The sequence below is a fragment of the Mycobacterium europaeum genome (assembly GCF_034555895.2).
Taxonomy (GTDB): domain Bacteria; phylum Actinomycetota; class Actinomycetes; order Mycobacteriales; family Mycobacteriaceae; genus Mycobacterium; species Mycobacterium europaeum.
This window is the reverse complement of record NZ_CP157315.1, coordinates 3,140,258-3,155,997: the sequence shown is the minus strand read 5'-3', so window position 1 is coordinate 3,155,997 and position 15,740 is coordinate 3,140,258. Positions and strand designations below refer to the sequence as shown.

16 protein-coding genes are annotated in these 15,740 nt (G+C 70.3%); 10 read left to right on the top strand and 6 right to left on the bottom strand.

Annotated elements, in window-relative coordinates; all coding sequences use genetic code 11:
• Nucleotides 1-10: 10 nt before the first annotated feature.
• On the bottom strand, nucleotides 11-664 hold the full coding sequence (gene cofC / locus U8D42_RS14240) for a 2-phospho-L-lactate guanylyltransferase (protein ID WP_085241007.1): 654 nt from the start codon (nucleotides 662-664) through the stop codon (nucleotides 11-13).
• 121 nt (nucleotides 665-785) lie between these two features.
• Between cofC and U8D42_RS14235 the strand changes: the two genes are divergently transcribed.
• Complete coding sequence (locus tag U8D42_RS14235; RefSeq protein WP_322859936.1) at nucleotides 786-1,817, top strand: NAD(P)H-dependent glycerol-3-phosphate dehydrogenase; 1,032 nt, start codon at nucleotides 786-788, stop codon at nucleotides 1,815-1,817.
• A gap of 79 nt (nucleotides 1,818-1,896) precedes the next feature.
• Entirely contained in the window at nucleotides 1,897-3,009 is a 1,113-nt protein-coding gene (locus U8D42_RS14230; RefSeq protein WP_322859937.1) for a D-alanine--D-alanine ligase family protein, read from the top strand.
• A 159-nt stretch (nucleotides 3,010-3,168) separates the two neighbouring features.
• Here the strand turns inward: U8D42_RS14230 and U8D42_RS14225 are convergent, their stop codons facing one another.
• A complete protein-coding gene (locus U8D42_RS14225; protein WP_322859938.1) occupies nucleotides 3,169-3,741 on the bottom strand; it encodes a DUF3515 domain-containing protein in 573 nt (190 codons plus the stop codon).
• A gap of 103 nt (nucleotides 3,742-3,844) precedes the next feature.
• Here U8D42_RS14225 and U8D42_RS14220 point away from each other — a divergent pair, with 103 nt between their 5' ends.
• The 3 genes from U8D42_RS14220 (at nucleotide 3,845) to U8D42_RS14210 (ending at nucleotide 6,283) form a co-directional block, all read left to right on the top strand.
• On the top strand, nucleotides 3,845-4,849 hold the full coding sequence (locus tag U8D42_RS14220; protein WP_322859939.1) for a thiamine-phosphate kinase: 1,005 nt from the start codon (nucleotides 3,845-3,847) through the stop codon (nucleotides 4,847-4,849).
• A 27-nt stretch (nucleotides 4,850-4,876) separates the two neighbouring features.
• Nucleotides 4,877-5,560, top strand: a complete 684-nt coding sequence (locus U8D42_RS14215) for a uracil-DNA glycosylase (RefSeq protein WP_322859940.1) — start codon at nucleotides 4,877-4,879, stop codon at nucleotides 5,558-5,560.
• Between the two features lie 72 nt (nucleotides 5,561-5,632).
• Entirely contained in the window at nucleotides 5,633-6,283 is a 651-nt protein-coding gene (locus tag U8D42_RS14210; protein WP_322859941.1) for a nitroreductase, read from the top strand.
• Nucleotides 6,284-6,285: 2 nt separating this feature from the next.
• Here the strand turns inward: U8D42_RS14210 and U8D42_RS14205 are convergent, their stop codons facing one another.
• The 3 genes from U8D42_RS14205 to U8D42_RS14195 are packed head-to-tail and all read right to left on the bottom strand — an operon-like array spanning nucleotide 6,286 to nucleotide 8,828.
• Nucleotides 6,286-7,116: an oxidoreductase gene (locus U8D42_RS14205; RefSeq protein WP_322859942.1), complete on the bottom strand. Its 831-nt coding sequence runs from the start codon at nucleotides 7,114-7,116 to the stop codon at nucleotides 6,286-6,288.
• A 1-nt stretch (nucleotide 7,117) separates the two neighbouring features.
• Nucleotides 7,118-8,362 (bottom strand): hypothetical protein, encoded by a 1,245-nt coding sequence (locus U8D42_RS14200; RefSeq protein WP_322859943.1) that lies wholly within the window; start codon nucleotides 8,360-8,362, stop codon nucleotides 7,118-7,120.
• A 22-nt stretch (nucleotides 8,363-8,384) separates the two neighbouring features.
• Nucleotides 8,385-8,828: a nuclear transport factor 2 family protein gene (locus U8D42_RS14195; protein WP_322859944.1), complete on the bottom strand. Its 444-nt coding sequence runs from the start codon at nucleotides 8,826-8,828 to the stop codon at nucleotides 8,385-8,387.
• A gap of 96 nt (nucleotides 8,829-8,924) precedes the next feature.
• Between U8D42_RS14195 and U8D42_RS14190 the strand changes: the two genes are divergently transcribed.
• On the top strand, nucleotides 8,925-9,815 hold the full coding sequence (locus U8D42_RS14190) for an SDR family NAD(P)-dependent oxidoreductase (RefSeq protein ID WP_085241174.1): 891 nt from the start codon (nucleotides 8,925-8,927) through the stop codon (nucleotides 9,813-9,815).
• 2 nt (nucleotides 9,816-9,817) lie between these two features.
• Complete coding sequence (locus tag U8D42_RS14185; protein ID WP_322859945.1) at nucleotides 9,818-10,639, top strand: mycofactocin-coupled SDR family oxidoreductase; 822 nt, start codon at nucleotides 9,818-9,820, stop codon at nucleotides 10,637-10,639.
• Between the two features lie 7 nt (nucleotides 10,640-10,646).
• Here U8D42_RS14185 and rpmB read toward each other — a convergent pair whose 3' ends face one another.
• Nucleotides 10,647-10,841, bottom strand: a complete 195-nt coding sequence (gene rpmB, locus U8D42_RS14180; RefSeq protein ID WP_046185726.1) for a 50S ribosomal protein L28 — start codon at nucleotides 10,839-10,841, stop codon at nucleotides 10,647-10,649.
• Nucleotides 10,842-11,137: 296 nt separating this feature from the next.
• On the opposite strand from rpmB, the gene U8D42_RS14175 reads away from it, so the two are divergent.
• From U8D42_RS14175 to U8D42_RS14165, 3 genes are read left to right on the top strand one after another with little or no spacing between them, the layout of a single operon-like run.
• Nucleotides 11,138-12,808, top strand: a complete 1,671-nt coding sequence (locus tag U8D42_RS14175; protein ID WP_431523873.1) for a DAK2 domain-containing protein — start codon at nucleotides 11,138-11,140, stop codon at nucleotides 12,806-12,808.
• Between the two features lie 2 nt (nucleotides 12,809-12,810).
• Nucleotides 12,811-15,030, top strand: a complete 2,220-nt coding sequence (gene recG / locus U8D42_RS14170) for an ATP-dependent DNA helicase RecG (RefSeq protein WP_322859946.1) — start codon at nucleotides 12,811-12,813, stop codon at nucleotides 15,028-15,030.
• Nucleotides 15,027-15,740 carry an HNH endonuclease family protein gene (locus U8D42_RS14165; RefSeq protein ID WP_322859947.1) on the top strand — a complete coding sequence of 238 codons (714 nt, stop codon included), beginning with the start codon at nucleotides 15,027-15,029 and terminating at the stop codon, nucleotides 15,738-15,740. The genes recG and U8D42_RS14165 overlap by 4 nt, the downstream gene beginning before the upstream one ends.

Below are 15,740 nucleotides of genomic sequence, written 5' to 3'. Positions count from 1 at the left end.
GCGGTCGGGGTCACTGATGCGCGAGCGCCCGGACGGTCGCCGCCCCCACCCCGAGCCGGCGGGCGGCGGCGAGGTCGTCGGGGGTGTCGACGTCACAGCGCAGGCCCGGCCACGCGCCGGTCAGTTCGATCGCGCCCGAACGTCGGTGCCGCGCCGACGAATCGGCTCCGAATTGCGGATCGAGTGGCGCGCCGAAGGCGAACAGCGCGGCGGTCCCCGTCGCCAGCCGGTCCGCGACGAAGCTGCGCCGGTGATGCCGCGCAGCGGCGATCGCCTCGGCCAGCTCCTGCGTCTGCAGTGCCGGTAAATCACCTTGCAGCACAACGACATTCGGGAAAGACTGGGCAACCGTCCGCTCCGCGGTGGCGATGGCGTTGTTCAGCGGGTCACCGTGGCCCTCGGGCGTCGGGTCGGCCAGCACATCCGCCCCCAGCTCGGTCGCCGCCGCGGCCGCGGCCTCGTCGGGCGTGATCACGGTGATCGAACCGAGCGAGCTGACGCGTCCCGCAGCGGTCAGGGTGTCGATCAACATGGCCAGCACCACGCTCTCCCGCGTGCGCGCCGAGAACACCGGGGCCAGCCTGGTCTTGGCCGCCGCCAACCGTTTCACGGCGATGATCAGGGCGATGTCTTTTGCCGTGCCGTCGGCCCGTGTGCCGCTCATGACATGCCATCCTGCCAGCGAGCGTCCGCGCCGGACGCGCTAGCTCGCGTGACGGCCGGTCCGTCACTGATCTAGGGTGTAGCGGCTGCAACACGCTGGAGACGACACACGGGGGTGGTGGATGGCCGGCACACCTGCCAGTTCTACGGGCGCCGTCGCGGTCATGGGTGCCGGGGCGTGGGGCACCGCACTGGCCAAGGTGCTCGTGGAGGCCGGCGGAGCGGAGGCGGCGGTCACGCTGTGGGCCCGCCGATCCGACGTCGCCGACCGGATCAACGCCACCCGATCCAACCCCGACTATCTGCCCGGCACCGTGCTGCCGGCGGGCGTCCGCGCCACCACCGACGCGGCGGAGGCGCTCGACGGCGCGTCGACGGTGCTGTTGGCCGTGCCCGCGCAGACGATGCGCGCCAACCTCGAGGGGTGGGCGCCGGTGCTGCGCGAGGGCGCCACCCTGGTCAGCCTGGCCAAGGGCATCGAGCTGGGCACCCTGATGCGGATGAGCCAGGTCATCGTTTCGGTGACGGGCGTCGACCCGGCGCAGGTCGCGGTGATCTCGGGGCCCAACCTGGCCAGCGAGATCGCCGAATGTCAGCCCGCCGCCACCGTGGTCGCGTGCAACGACTCCGGCCGCGCCGTCGCCCTGCAGCGCATGCTGAACACCGGGTATTTCCGCCCGTACACCAACAGCGATGTCGTCGGCACCGAGATCGGCGGGGCGTGCAAGAACGTCATCGCGCTCGCCTGTGGCATGGCGGCCGGCGTCGGCCTCGGGGAAAATACCGCGGCGGCCATCATCACCCGAGGTCTTGCGGAGATCATGCGGCTGGGCATCGCGCTCGGCGCCAAGGGTGCCACGCTGGCCGGGCTGGCGGGGGTGGGCGACCTGGTCGCGACGTGCACCTCGCCGTATTCGCGCAACCGGTCGTTCGGCGAGCGCCTGGGCCGCGGCGGAACGATGGAGTCGGCCATGCAGGCCCGGGAGGGACACGTCGTCGAGGGCGTGACCTCGTGCGAGTCGGTGCTGGCGCTCGCCTCGAGTTACGACGTCGAGATGCCGCTGACCGACGCCGTGCACCGGGTCTGCCACAAGGGATTGTCGGTGGACGAGGCGATGGCCCTGTTGCTGGGGCGCAGGACCAAGCCCGAGTGACTCCGCGCGGTCGCCGAAACCCCAGCTGGCGGCCCGCCACCCGGCCCGAGTCGGGCGCAACCGGTAGCCTCTTTAAGTTGTGAGTGCCAACGGAAGCCGCGTGCGCGTCGCCGTCGTATTCGGCGGGCGCAGCAACGAGCACGCCATCTCGTGTGTGTCCGCGGGCAGCATCCTGCGCAACCTCGACCCCCAGCGGTTCGAGGTGGTCGCGATCGGCATCACCCCGGAAGGGTCCTGGGTGCTCACCGACGGTGACCCGGCCGCGCTGGCCATCAGCGACCGGCGGCTGCCTGAGGTCACCGCGCAGTCGGGTACCGAACTGGCGCTGCCGGCGGACCCGCGCCGCAGCGGCCAGCTGGTCTCCCTGACGCCCGGGGCCGGCGAGGTGCTGGCGTCCGTCGACGTGGTGTTCCCCGTGTTGCACGGTCCGTACGGGGAGGACGGCACGATCCAGGGTCTGCTGGAGCTGGCCGGGGTGCCCTATGTCGGGGCCGGCGTGCTGGCCAGCGCGGCGGGTATGGACAAGGAGTTCACCAAGAAGCTGTTCGTCGCCGAAGGGTTGCCGGTCGGCGCGTACGCGGTGCTGCGCCCGTCACGGTCGGCCCTGCGACCCGAGGAGTGCGAGCGGCTGGGCCTGCCGGTGTTCGTCAAACCCGCCCGCGGCGGATCGTCGATCGGCGTCACCAGGGTGACGGACTGGGAGGACCTGCCCGCGGCGGTCGCGGTGGCCCGCCGGCACGACCCGAAGGTGATCGTGGAGGCGGCCATCACCGGCCGGGAGGTCGAGTGCGGTGTCCTCGAAATGCCCGACGGGACAGTGGAAGCCAGCACGTTGGGCGAGATCCGGGTGGCCGGGGTGCGGGGGCGCGAGGACTCGTTCTACGACTTCGCCACCAAATATCTCGATGACGCAGCGGAATTGGACGTTCCGGCCAAGGTGGACGACGACGTCGCCGACACCATCCGGCAGCTGGCGATCCGGGCGTTCAAGGCCATCGACTGCCAGGGCCTGGCCCGGGTCGACTTCTTCCTCACCGACGAGGGGCCGGTGCTCAACGAGATCAACACGATGCCCGGGTTCACCACGATCTCGATGTACCCGCGGATGTGGGCGGCCAGCGGCGTCGACTATCCCACCCTGCTGGCGACGATGGTGGAAACGGCGCTGGCCCGCGGGGTGGGCCTGCGCTAGTGGCGATCGCGAGCGCGGCGCAGCCGGGCGAAGCGGGTCGCCACCATAGAGTCAGTGGCGATCGCGAGCGCGGCGTAGCCGGGCGAAGCGGGTCGCCAGCATAGAGTCAGTGGCGATCGCGAGCGCGGCGTAGCCGGGCGAAGCGGGTCGCCACCATAGTTAACCGGCCGGCGCCGGGTTGATGGGGATCGCCGCGATGGTGCGGTCGATCACTTCGGACAGTTGCTGGATGGGTGTGGGACCCGATCCCGACGGCAGCGTGAGCGCCACGTACACCGGCCGGTCCACCGTGTACCAGGTGGATCTGCCCGCGTCTCCGGCGGACTGCTGTTGGGGGCGCACGGCGAACCACTGCACCCGGTCGACGACCTGAATCGGAGATCCCACCACGAACTCGCCGGGGCGGTCGAGCCCGCAGCGCAACACCACCGGCTCGCTGTCGGGCCCGGCCCGCCACGCGGCGGCGCCCCGGGGTGCCGGTTGCACGACGGGCGCGCGTTGATAGTCGCCGAGCCGCTGCGGCAGCGCCCCGGCCAGCGCCCGGCACGCCGCGCTGTCGGCCTGCGGCGCCGGGGCGGCGGGTATGGCCACCGGTTGCGGCGGTGCCGCTCGGTTCGCCGCTATCACCAGGATCACGCCGATCGCCACGACGGCCAGGGCGACCGCGGCGATGATCACCGCGGGCGGCGGCCCCCCGTCGCCACGGGGGCCGGTCTCGGCGTCGGTCGTCACCGCCCGCGCACCTCCTATCTCTGGCACGACATCACGGGCCTCTACACTGGCGCGGGCCGCTCGCGCGGGCAGTAACCCAACTTACCGCAGGTCGGCGACCGAGATGGAGGCCCGCACAGGGCGAGGACGCGCCGAAGGAGGTGGCGTGGGCGACGAGGAAACAAACCCCACCCTGCAACAGCTGGGCGAGTTCACCGTCATCGATCGCCTGGTGCGCGGCCGCCGCCAGCCGGCCGCGGTGGCGGTCGGCCCGGGCGACGACGCGGCCGTGGTGCACGCCCGGGATCGGCGCGTTGCGGTGTCGACCGACATGCTGGTGCAGGGCCGGCATTTTCGGCTGGACTGGTCCACCCCGCACGACGTCGGCCGCAAGGCCATCGCCCAGAACGCCGCGGACATCGAGGCGATGGGCGCGCGGCCCACGGCCTTCGTGGTCGCCTTCGGCGCGCCCGGTGACACGTCGGCGGCCGACGCCGACGCGCTGGTCGCCGGGATGTGGGACGAGGCGCAGCGCATCGGCGCGGGCATCGCGGGCGGCGACCTGGTCAGCTGCCCGCAGTGGGTGATCTCGGTGACGGCGCTCGGTGACCTGGACGGCCGCGCCCCGGTGCTGCGGTCCGGGGCGAAGGCCGGCTCGGTGATCGCGGTCGCCGGTGAGCTGGGCCGCTCGGCCGCCGGTTTCTCGTTGTTGGACAAGGGGATCGAGGGCTTCGACACATTGCGCCGCCGGCATCTGGTGCCGCAACCGCCCTACGGGCAGGGCGTGGCGGCGGCGGCCGGGGGAGCGCAGGCGATGATCGACGTGTCCGACGGCCTGGTCGCCGACGTGCGGCACGTCGCCGAGGCGTCGGGGGTGGCGATGGATCTGTCGACGGCGGCGCTGGGTGCGGACCACGACGCACTGACGGCCGCGGCCGCCGCCGTGCGCGCCGACCCGTGGTCGTGGGTGCTGGGCGGCGGCGAAGACCATGCCCTGGTGGCGTGTTTCGCCGGCCCCGCGCCCGCCGGATGGCGAATCATCGGCCGGGTGCTGGAGGGGAAGGCCGGAGTGCTCGTCGACGGGCAGGAGTGGACCGGGTATGCGGGCTGGCAGTCCTATGACGACTAGGGTGATCGATGCCAGGGGAGGAGCCCGATGACGGCGAGGCCGTTGACCGAACTCGTCGAACCGGGCTGGGCGGCCGCGCTGCAGCCGGTGGCCGAGCGGGTCGCCGAGATGGGTCAGTTCCTGCGGGCCGAGATCGCGGCCGGGCGCAGGTACCTGCCGGCGGGCCCGAACGTGTTGCGGGCGTTCACCTTTCCATTCGACAACGTCCGGGTGCTGATCGTCGGGCAGGACCCGTACCCGACGCCGGGACACGCTGTGGGACTGAGCTTTTCGGTGGCCCCTGACGTGCGTCCGCTGCCGCGCAGCCTGGCCAACATCTTCGACGAATACGCCGCCGACCTCGGCCATCCGCTGCCCTCGTGCGGTGACCTGACGCCGTGGGCCGAGCGTGGGGTGATGCTGTTGAACAGGGTGCTCACCGTGCGGCCGAGCAATCCCGCCTCGCATCGGGGCAAGGGCTGGGAGGTGGTGACCGAGTGCGCGATCCGCGCGCTGACGGCGCGCTCGCAGCCCATGGTGGCGATCCTGTGGGGGCGCGACGCTTCAGCCCTCAAACCGATTCTGGCCGAGGGTAATTGCGTGGCGATCGAGTCGCCGCACCCGTCGCCGCTGTCGGCGTCGCGGGGGTTCTTCGGGTCGCGTCCATTCAGCCGCGCCAACGAACTCTTGACGGGCATGGGCGCCGACCCGATCGATTGGCGGCTGCCTTGATCGAGACGACGGCGTTGCGGGCGCCCGTGCCGGCCCCGGCCGTGGTCCGGGACTGAGGGCAAGGGGAGGGCCGTGTACGACCTCGAAGACACCATCCGGCAGCGGCATTCGACGCGGCTGTTCCTGCCCAACCCGGTACCGCGCCACCTGGTGGAGGAGTCACTGGAACTGGCCGTGCGCGCGCCGTCCAACTCCAACGTGCAGCCATGGCACATGGTGTTCGTCTCCGGTTCGGCCCGCGACCGGTTGGTCGCCGCCATGCTGGAAAAGGCCCGCTCCGAACCGCCCAACGTGCCGCAGCTGCCCCCGGCGTTCGCCCATTTCCGGAGCGATACGGGCGCGCAGGTGTACGGCTCGATGGGGATAGCCCGCCACGACAGCGAGGCCCGGCGCATCGCCGTGCTGCGCAACTGGGAGTTTTTCCGCGCACCGCTGGGCGGGATCGTGTGCATGCACCGCGATCTCGGCTACGCCGACAGCATGGGTGTCGGCATGTTCCTGCAGACGCTGCTGCTGGCCTTGACCGCGCGCGGTCTGGGCACCTGCGTGCAGGTGGCGATCGCCGGCTATCCCGACGTCGTGCGCGAGCAACTGAACATCCCGCCGGAATTGAACATCCTGTGCGGCCTGGCGATCGGGTACACCGATCCCGATTTCCCCGCGAACAACCTGCGCATCGGGCGCGACGCGGTCGACCGGCACGCCGTGTTCCTCGACGACTGAACTTACGAACCCTCGAAATTGACGTCCTTGGTGACGGACTTCCACTCCTCGATCGACGACGAGAGCGCGGCGATCTTGTCGCGCATGGCCTTGAGCACGTCACGGCCCAGCAGCAGCCGCAGCGGGGGCTCGTCGAGCGCGGTCACCATCAGCACCGCGGCGGCGACCTTCTTCGGGTCACCGGGGAGGTGGTCGGCGAACTGCTTGATCAGATCCTTGCGCGCCGCCACGTCGACGTAATCGGCTATCGGCGTGCCGGTTTCCTTCATCGACCGCGTCGCCCACTCGGTGCGGAAGGCGCCCGGTTCGATGGCGGTCACCTTGATGCCCAACGGCCGCACCTCGGTGGCGAGCGCCTCGGTGACCGCCTCCAGCGCGAACTTGGTCGACGAGTAATACGCGTTGGGTGGATTGGCGACCAGGCCGGTCATCGACGACATGTTGATGATGTGCCCCGATCCGCGGGCGCGCATGGCCGGCAGCACTGCCTTGATCATGTTGACCGCGCCGAAGTAGTTGACCTCGAACAGCTTCCGGACCTCGGCGTCCTCGCCTTCCTCCACGCCGGACAGGTAGCCGTGACCGGCGTTGTTGACCAGGACGTCGACGCCGCCGAACGCCGCCTCGGCCGCCGACACCGCCGCCGCGATCTGCTCGGGGTCGGTGACGTCGAGCGCGACGGCCAGGGCGCGGTCGCCGAACTCGTCGACCAAGTCGCGCACCGCGTCGGCCCGCCGCGCCGTCACCACCGCGTCGTGGCCCGCTTCCAGTGCCGCGCGGGCGATTTCACGGCCGAAGCCGGTGGAGCATCCGGTGATCAGCCAGCGCGCCATCTCAGGCCGCCCCTTCGGGCAGCCGCCGCAGATACGCGGCGCGGCGCTCGGCGAGCTGGTCGGCCCGGGCCCCCGGATCCACCCGCGGCAGGTGCGGCACCTCGGCGTCGAGCCGGTCCAGCTTGACCACGCGTCCGCGCGCGCCGAGGTCTTCGCGCGGGCCGGCCTCGCCGAATTCCGCCATCCGCAGCGTCAGGATGCCCTCGCGCAGCCCGTCGGAGTCGATCCAGTTGGCCACGCCCGGATCGGTCGGGGAGATCACGTAGGTGTAACCGCCATCCTCGTTGGCCACCGATTGCGCCTTGTTGAGACTGCCGGTGCGGTCGAGGATGTCCAGCGTGGTGCCCCAGATGTTGCTCAGCGGCACCGTGAAGTATTCGGCGCCACCGTCGTTGAGGTCCACCACGAACGCCTCGTCGGGGGCGAGGTCGAAGCGGCCCATGACGTAGACCTGGTTGCGCATGGCGCCAACCTTGTCGGCCGACCAGGCCAGGTTGAAGTGGTTGGCCGGCATCTTGTACACGCCGTGACTGAGCTTGCCGGTGAAGTTGGCGAAGTAATCCATCATCGCCGCGGTGGCCTCGGCCTGCTCGTCGAGCGTGCGCGCGGGCGTCACCGGCGGCCCGCCGAGCCGTTGCACCTCAAGGTGATTGGGGTCGTCGCGGTCCCAGTCCAGCAGCACGTCGCGGATGTAGAACTCGTGCGCCGCGGGGGAGGTCCGCACGTGGTTGGGCCGGCCGCCGGCGGGGTCGGCGTCCACCGTGATGGTGAAGCTGCCGTCGGCGTCGACCCGCATGGTGCGGCCGTTGAGCACGTCGACGGTGCCCATGTGCGCATCCCACAGCGTGAAGTAGTTCTCCGTCATCCGGTGCTCGCCCACGCGGCCGCGGATCTCGTAGCGCTCGTCGCCGGAGATCGGGATCACCCGGTACACACTGTCGGGATTGTCGATGCCCCAGCGTGATCCGGGGATGCGCCGGCCGTCGACGGGGTGCGCCAGCCGGGTGATGCAGCTGACCTTGGGCCGCAGCTTGTCCTGGTTGGACGACCAGATCGCCGCCGAGAACATCACCTCGGCGAACGCGTCGTCGAACCGCTCCCGCATCGCCTCCGACGCCTTGGCCCGGCCCAGCCAGGTCTGCGCCACCGTCCGATAGGCAGCCCTGACCGTGGGGTGCTCGATCAGGTCGAGGGCGGCCAGTTCCTGTTCGTGCTGGGATTTCGTCGCGACGGGGTCTTCAGGCATGCGCTGCTCCTCGGCCACCGGCTCAGAACTTCAGATGCCGGCTGACGTCGCCGACCTGGTCGACGAACATGGTGCGGGTGTCGAACCGCCAGGCGCCGTCCACCCGTGCAAAGGTGTCCTTGTAGTGGCCGGTCACGATCACCTGCAGCGGCAGCTCGGGGGTGGCCTGTGTGACGCAGTAGTAGGACGTGCTGCGGGCGGTCCCTGCCGCCTCGTCGATGTAGAGCTGCACGTTGGTCGTGTTATGCCTGGTCTTCGGGGTGCCGTCCTCGTAGATGCGCGTGGCCATCTCGTACATCTCGCGCACCCGGGCGGACCCGGCGAACACCGTCTCCGGTGGACCGTTCTCCACTCCGCAGATGCGGCCGTGCTCGAAGAGCGCGGCCACGCCGTCCAGGTCGCCGCCGTCGAGAAGCTCGGCGTAGGTGTAGATCAGATTGGTGATTTCTTGCGCGCTGTCACTCATGTGGAACCACCTGTCGAGCCATCTCCTCCGCGTCCGCGAACAATGGTGGCAGAACCGGTCCAATTTACATAGAACCGACCATTACTCTTGATCGCCGTGACGTTACCTTGGACCCCGAGCCGGCTCGGCGACCTGACCGGCAAACGAATCATCGTGACTGGAGCGACCAACGGCGTCGGGCTGGGCACCGCCCGCGCGTTGGCTAAAGCCGGCGCGCACGTGATCCTGGCGGTGCGCAACACCGGGTTGGGCGAGCAACGCGCGGCCGAGATGGGCGGGTCGACCGAAGTCGCCAGGGTCGACCTGGCCGATCAGTCCTCGGTGCGGGCGTTCGCCTCGGCGATCGCCGACGACATCGACATCCTGATCAACAACGCCGGCGCCCTGACCGAGCGCCGGACCGAAACGGTGGACGGATTCGAGAAGACGCTGGGCACCAACCTGCTCGGCCCGTTCGCGCTGACCAATCTGCTGCTGCCCAAGGTGCGGGCACAGATCATCAACGTCGGTTCAGACGCGCACCGGTCGGCGACGCTGCACCTCGACGACCTGCACCTGCGCCGGCACAAGTGGACCCGGCTGGGCGCGTACGCGCAATCGAAGCTCGCGGTCATGCTGTGGGGCTTGGAGCTGGACCGCAGGCTGCGGGAGGCCCGGTCACCGGTGGAGACCCAGCTCACCCATCCGGGCTGGGTGGCCTCGAACCTGTCGCAGCTCGGCGACTCGCCGGTGATGTCGGTGGCCCACAGAGTGGTCAAGGTGGTGGCCGACCGGTTGGCCAACGACATCGACGAGGGCGCGGCGCCCACGCTGTACTGCATCAGCGAACCGCTGCCGCCGGGCAGCTACGTCGGGGTCACCGGCAGGTTCGGCCTGCGCGGCGGGCCGGTGCTGATCGGCCGCTCGCCGGTCGCCTGCGACTACGACGCGGCCGCCCGCCTGGTGGCCTTCGCCGAACAAGAGACCGGCACGAAGCTGGAGGTATAGCCATGGGTGAGCTCGACAACAAGGTCGCCGTCATCACCGGTGCCGCGCGCGGCCAGGGCCGCAGTCACGCGGTGGCCTTCGCCGAACAGGGCGCCGACATCATCGCGGTCGACATCTGCACCGATATCGACGCGATTCCCTACCCGCTGGGGACCAAATCGGATCTCGACGAGACCGCGCGGCTGGTCAAAGCCGCGGGCGGCAAGGTGGTGCCCGTGGTCGCCGACGTCCGCGACCTGCCGCAATTGGAGGCCGCGGTGCAAAGCGGCATCGACGACCTCGGCGAGGTGGACATCGTCGTCGCCAACGCCGGGGTGGTGGCGATCGGTGACCCGGAAGCGCATTCCGAGCCGGTGTTCAACACGATCGTCGACACCAACCTCAAGGGGGTGTGGCACACGTTGTTGGCGACGGTGCCGTCGATCATCCGCAAGGGCCAGGGCGGGTCGATCGTGCTGGTCAGCTCCTCGCAGGGGCTGACGGGCCGGGGCGGCGACGGCAGTGCGGCGATGTTCGCCTACGCCGCGTCCAAGCACGGGGTGGTGGGGTTGATGCGCTCAGCGGCCAATGCCTATGCGCCACATAAGATCCGGGTCAACTCGGTGCATCCGAGCGGCGTCATGACGCCGATGATCCTCAACGATTTCGTCGTCAACCGGATGCTGGAGAACCCGAACCCGGCCGTCTCGCAGATGCTGCTGCCCGACGTGCCGCTGGTCGAGGCGCAAGACGTGACGGAAGCGGTGCTGTGGCTGGTCGGTCCCCGCGCCCGCTACGTGACGGGCGTGTCCATACCCGTGGACGCCGGGCACATCGTGATGTAGCTGCGGACTAGCCCCGGACGACCTTGCCGGCCTTGATGCAGGAGGTGCAGACGTTGAGGCGCTGCTTGTTGCCGCCCGGGCGGGTGACAACGTGCACGGTCTGGACGTTGGGGTCCCACCGGCGGCTGGTGCGGCGGTGGGAGTGCGACACCGACTTGCCGAAGCCGGGGCCTTTCCCGCAGATGTCGCACACAGCGGCCATTGTTCAAGCTCCTCAAATCTCGGGGGTCCGGCTCGGCGGTCTCACACGTGGCCGGGACAGCCCGGGTTGACCCGGGCCCAACCAGGATACCGACTGTCGCGGCAACCACCAAAACGATCAGCACCGTTGTCGCCGCGCCTGGCTAGGCTCATTGGGCCGGGCCGCCCCGCCCCGCCGGCGGGTGGTGGTCACGGGCAGTCGTCGCCCGAGCCGCCGAGTTACGCTGGCGCCCACCGGGGGCTGGGTCCCGGGAGGCACCGAGGAGGTGGGTAACACTGCGACCGTCGGAGCGTCTACTGGACGCGGTCACTCTGCGGGACTGGGCGCACACCGCGGTCAGCGATCTCATCACCCACATCGACGAGATCAACCGGCTCAACGTCTTCCCGGTTGCCGATTCCGACACCGGCGCGAACATGCTGTTCACCATGCGTTCGGCGCTGGCCGAGGCCAGCGCCGGCGTCGGTTCCGAGGGCGGGTCGGCGTGCGTCGCCAAGGCCGCCGCAGCGATGTCGGCCGGTGCCCTGAACGGCGCCCGCGGCAACTCCGGCGTGATCTTGTCCCAGATCCTGCGCGGCATCGCCGACGTCACCGCGGCCGCGGCCGCCGATTCCGGCGGTGAGCTGCCCCGGATCGACGCCGCCCTCCTCGGGGCGTCGCTGCGACGGGGGGTGGACCTGGTCATCACGTCGATGGGCGGGCAGGAGATCCCCGGGACCATCGTTTCGGTGCTGCGCGCCGCCGCCGACGCCGTTGCGGAGTGCGCCCAGGCCGGGGACGGCCTCGGCTCGGCGATCATCGCCGCCGGCGACGCGGCGGTCGTGGCGCTGGAGAAGACGCCCGAGCAGCTCGACGTGCTGGCCGACGCCGGCGCCGTGGACGCGGGCGGGCGCGGCCTGCTGGTGCTGCTGGACGCCCTGCGCACCACCGTCACCGGCCAGGCGCCCGCCCGCACCGTGTACGAGCTGTCACCGCGCGCGCCGGAACCGCAGGCCGTCGCGGAACGCCCCGCGCCGCAATTCGAGGTGATGTACCGGCTGGAGGGCTGCGAGCATGCCGCGGCCGACGCGCTGCGGGACCGGCTCGGGGAGCTGGGCGACTCCGTGGGTATCGCGGCCGCGCAGTCGTCGGCGCGGCGCGCGTACTCGGTGCATGTACATACCGACGACGCCGGCGCCGCGGTCGAGGCGGGGCTGGCGGTGGGCCGGCTGAGCCGCATCGTGATCTCGGCGTTGAGCTCCGGAACCACCGGGCTGCCGGCCGGTGGCTGGACGCGGGAACGCGCGGTGCTGGCCGTCGTGGACGGCGAGGGTGCCGCCGAGCTGTTCGGCGGGGAAGGCGCCTGCGTGCTGCAGTGCGATCCGGCCGCGGGAGACCCGGTCAGCTACATCAGCGCGCACCAGCTGATGCGGGCGGTGGTCGACACCGGTGCCGCGCAGGTGATGGTGCTGCCCAACGGCTACGTGCCGGCCGAGGAACTGGTGGCCGGGTGCACCGCGGCCATCGGCTGGGGTATCGATGTGGTCCCGATCCCGACGGGGTCGATGGTGCAGGGGCTGGCCGCGCTGGCCGTGCACGAAAACGGCCGGCAGGCGGTCGACGACGGCTACACCATGGCGCGCGCCGCCGGCGCGGCCCGGCACGGTTCGGTGCGCATCGCGACCGAGAGCGCGTTGACCTGGGCAGGGCGCTGCCAGCCGGGCGACGGCCTGGGTATCGCGGGGGACGAGGTGCTGATCGTGGCGGCCGACGCGACCGCGGCGGCGATCGGCCTGCTCGATCTGCTGCTGGCCTCCGGCGGCGACTTGGTGACGGTGCTGGTGGGCGCCGGCATCGAAACGGACGAAGCGGCGGCGGCTCTGGGCGACAGCCTCGAAGAGCACATGCACGACCACCACCCGGGAACCGAGCTGGTCACCTACCGCACCGGCCATCGCGGTGACGCGCTGTTGATCGGGGTCGAGTAGCCGTGGCCACCCTGCGCGACCGGCTGGATTTCGTGGTGGGCGCCAAGGCCGCCGATCAGCTCGACGAGGAGTTGGGCATCCGCACCGTCGACGACCTGCTGCGGCACTATCCGCGCAGCTACACCGAGGGCGCGACCCGCTGGGACTCCGACGACCAGCGCCCGCCGGCCGGTGAGCACATCACGATCGTCGACACGATCACCGAAACCAAGACCTGGCCGATGAAGAAGACCCCGAAGAGGGATTGCCACCGCATCACCCTCGGCTCCGGCCGCAACAAGGTGACCGCGACCTTCTTCAACGCCAATTACCTGAAGAAGGACCTGACCAAGGGCGCCAAGGTGATGCTGTCCGGCGAGGTTGGCTTCTTCAAGAACGTCATGCAGCTGACGCATCCGGCATTCCTCATCCTCGACTCACCGGACGGCAAGAGTCGCGGCACGAGTTCGCTGAAGAACATCGCCATCGCCTCGCAGGCCACCACCGGCGAGCTGCAGATGGAGGCATTCGAGCGGGCCTTCTTTCCCATCTACCCGGCGACCACGAAGGTGCAGAGCTGGGACATCTTCCGGTGCGTGCGCCTGGTGCTCGACGTCCTGGATCCGGTGGACGACCCGTTACCCGACGACCTGCGCGGCCGCTACCACCTGGTCTCCGAGGATCGGGCGTTGCGCGACATCCATCTGGCAGAGGACGAGACGGCACGCATGCGGGCCCGGGAGCGCCTGACCTTCGACGAGGCCGTCGGGTTGCAGTGGGCGCTGGTGGCCCGGCGGCACAGCGAGCTGTCGGAATCCGGGCCGCCGGCACCGCCGCGCTCCGACGGTCTGTGCGCGGAACTGTTGGGCAGGTTGCCGTTCGAGCTGACCGCGGGACAACGCGACGTGCTCGACGTGTTCGCCGAGGAGCTGTCGGCGACCCGGCCGATGAACCGCCTGCTGCAGGGCGAGGTCGGCTCGGGAAAGACCATCGTCGCGGTGCTGGCGATGCTGCAATTGGTGGACGCCGGGTACCAGTGTGCGCTGCTCGCACCCACGGAAGTCCTTGCCGCCCAACATCTGCGGTCGATCACCGACGTGCTGGGCCCGTTGGCGATGGCGGGCCAGCTGGGTGGCGCGGATAACGCCACGCGCGTCGCGCTGCTCACCGGTTCGATGACGGCGGCGCAGAAGAAGCAGGTCCGTGACGAGGTGGCGAGCGGTCAGGCCGGCATCGTCGTCGGCACCCATGCGCTGTTGCAGGACGCGGTGGAATTCCACAACCTGGGCATGGTGGTGGTCGACGAGCAGCACCGGTTCGGCGTCGAACAACGAGACCAGTTGCGGGCCAAGGCCCGTCCCGGTGTCACGCCGCACCTGCTGGTGATGACGGCCACGCCGATACCGCGCACGGTGGCGCTGACCGTCTACGGCGATCTGGAAACCTCGACGCTGCGCGAGCTTCCGCGCGGACGCCAGCCCATCACCAGCAGCGTCATCTTCGTCAAGGACAAGCCGGCGTGGCTCGAGCGGGCCTGGCGGCGCATCACCGAAGAGGTCGCCGCCGGCCGCCAGGCCTACGTGGTGGCGCCCCGGATCGACGAGACCGACGATTCGGACAAGCAGGAGCAGAACACCAAACCGTCGGAAACCGCCGAGGGACTGTACAAACGGTTGCGGTCTGGCGAGTTGTCCGGCCTGCGGCTCGGGCTGATGCACGGGCGGTTGTCCGCCGACGAGAAGGACGCCGCGATGGCGGCGTTTCGGGCCGGTGAGGTCGATGTGCTGGTGTGCACGACCGTCATCGAGGTGGGCGTGGACGTGCCCAACGCCACGGTGATGCTGGTCATGGATGCCGATCGCTTCGGCATCAGCCAACTCCATCAGCTGCGCGGCCGCATCGGCCGCGGCAGCCATCCCAGCCTGTGCCTGCTCGCCAGCTGGGTGTCGCCGGGGTCGCCGGCGGGCAAGCGCCTGTCCGCCGTGGCCGCCACCTTGGACGGGTTCGCCCTCGCCGACCTGGATCTCAAGGAGCGCCGCGAGGGAGACGTGCTGGGCCGCAACCAATCCGGCCGCGCCATCAACCTGCGGCTGCTGTCTTTGGCCGATCACCGCGACGTCATCGAGGCCGCGCGCGACTTCTGCGTCCGAGCGTACGCCGACGACCCGGCAAGTCCCGAATTGGCTTTGCTGGCAGCGCCTTTCGTCACCACCGACCGCATCGAATACCTGGACAAGTCGTGAACCGCAAGGTGCTGCTGTGGTTGTGCGTGGTCGCGGGCCTGGCACTGGTGGTGGCCTACCAGACGGTCGGGTCCTCGGCGGCCAGGCACTCCGCCGAATACGCGGCGCGCGCCGACGTCCCGACGGTGCAGCCGGGCACCGATGTGCTCGCGGGTATCGCCGTGCTGCCGCTGCGGGCGCACCGGTATGACTACCGCAGGGCCGCGTTCGGCGACGCGTGGACCGACGACAACGACGCCCCGATGGGGCACAACGGCTGCGACACCCGCGACGACATCCTCAACCGCGACCTCGTCGACAAGACGTATGTGTCGACCAAGCGATGCCCGGACGCGGTGGCCACCGGCACGCTGCATGATCCGTACACGAACAAGACCATCGCGTTCCAGCGAGGCGCCAGGGTCGGCGAGGCCGTGCAGATCGACCACATCGTCCCGCTCGCCTACGCCTGGGACATGGGCGCCTACGCCTGGCCGGCCGACGAGCGGCTGCGGTTCGCCAACGATCCGGCCAACCTGCTGGCCGTCGACGGGCAGGCCAACCAGGACAAGGGCGACGCGGCCCCGGCACAATGGATGCCGCCGAACGCCGCGTTCGCCTGCCAATACGCCATGCAGTTCATCGCCGTGCTGCGCGGCTACGCCCTACCGGTGGACCAGCCGTCGACCGGGGTGTTGCGTCAGGCGGCGGCCACCTGCCCGGCGGGCTGA